The following is a 1,360-nucleotide window of genomic DNA, read 5'->3' as shown; positions in this document are numbered from 1 at the left end:
GAGCTTGTCAATATATCTGTGTAAGTAGTTCTTTATTCTTTTGTTGGTTTTTAGAAGTTGTAGGGCCATCGGGTGTCGGCGATGGGTGAATCGGGAGAGAAGCGCAGGCGGGCTTCGTCGGGGCTGGTGCCGAGGGTGCGGGCGATGCGGCGCCAGGAGGCACCGTTCTCGTAGGCGTTGGCGACGAACTCGGGGAGCCAGCGATCGGCCTGCTCGATCAGTGACGCGAGCAGCGCCATGGCCTCGATGTCGTCGCCGAGATTGCTGTGCCGGCGGGCGGCAAGGGCGGTCAGGGCGTCGTCAATGACGGCGTAGCTGTCATCGTCGCTGACCGGTTTCGGGCCGCTCTGGAGGGTGCCACCAAGGCCTTGGTAGCTGTCGGGGTCGTTGCGCTCATCCATGTTTCCATCTCCCTGGTGAAACATCACTTGAACGGCTAGAGGTAGCCGTTGACCCGGTCCGGGTAAGTCAGTGCCAGGGCACCCAGTGCGGCTTTCCAGCCAAGGGTGGCGGCCCCTTCAACGACGTGTTTGCCGCCGGTTGAATGGCTGGTTTTGCTTTCCTTGCCGCGTTCGCGGGCGCGCTTGTCCTCGATGTCGCGGACGGCCAGCCAGAGCAGCTTCACGACGGCGACATCGTTGGGGAAATGGCCGCGGTTCTTGATGATTTTGCGCAGTTGGTAGTTCAGCGACTCGATCGCGTTCGTGGTGTAGATGATGTGCCGCACCGCCTCCGGGAAGGCCAGGAAGGGGATAAACCGCTCCCATGAGCGTTCCCACACGCCGACGGCGGCCGGGTACTTATTGCCCAGAACGGAGTCGGAAAAGGCGTCCAGCTCCAGCCTGGCGGATTCCGCTGTTGGGGCGGTGTAGATCGGGCGCATCGCGGCGGCGACCTTCTTCCTGTCGCCGTAGGCGACGAACTTCATGGCGTTGCGGATCAGGTGAACGACGCAGGTCTGCACCGTGGTCTTCGGCCAGATTGCCTCGATCGCCTCGGGGAAGCCTGTGAGCCCGTCGCAGCACACGATCAGCACATCCTTCACGCCGCGGTTGGCGAGCTCGGAGCAGACACCGGTCCAGAACTTCGCGCCTTCGCTGGCCTGCACCCAGATGCCCAGCACGTGCTTGACGCCCTCCATATCGATGCCTACGGCGATGTAGGCCGAACGGTTCATCACGTGGTGACCGTCCAGGACCTTGACCACCAGGGCGTCCAGATACATGACCGGGTAGATCTCCTCCAACGGCCGGTTCTGCCATTGCTGGACTTCATCCAGCACAGCATCGGTGATGTTGGCGATCGTCTCGTGGGAGAGATCCGTGCCCAGGGTCCGGGCCAAATGGTGCTGGATGTCGCG

The 1,360-nt window shown here is 62.4% G+C and carries 2 protein-coding genes; both read right to left on the bottom strand.

The window, feature by feature from the left end:
• Nucleotides 1-50: 50 nt before the first annotated feature.
• A complete protein-coding gene (locus ACT3TS_RS19650; RefSeq protein ID WP_444533214.1) occupies nucleotides 51-401 on the bottom strand; it encodes a hypothetical protein in 351 nt (116 codons plus the stop codon).
• Nucleotides 402-436: 35 nt separating this feature from the next.
• The coding region (locus ACT3TS_RS19645; protein WP_444533213.1) for an IS256 family transposase at nucleotides 437-1,360 on the bottom strand (924 nt) is incomplete at its 5' end.

It is taken from the genome of Specibacter sp. AOP5-B1-6 (assembly GCF_052376555.1).
Taxonomy (GTDB): domain Bacteria; phylum Actinomycetota; class Actinomycetes; order Actinomycetales; family Micrococcaceae; genus Specibacter.
This window is presented reverse-complemented; position numbering and strand designations above follow the sequence as displayed.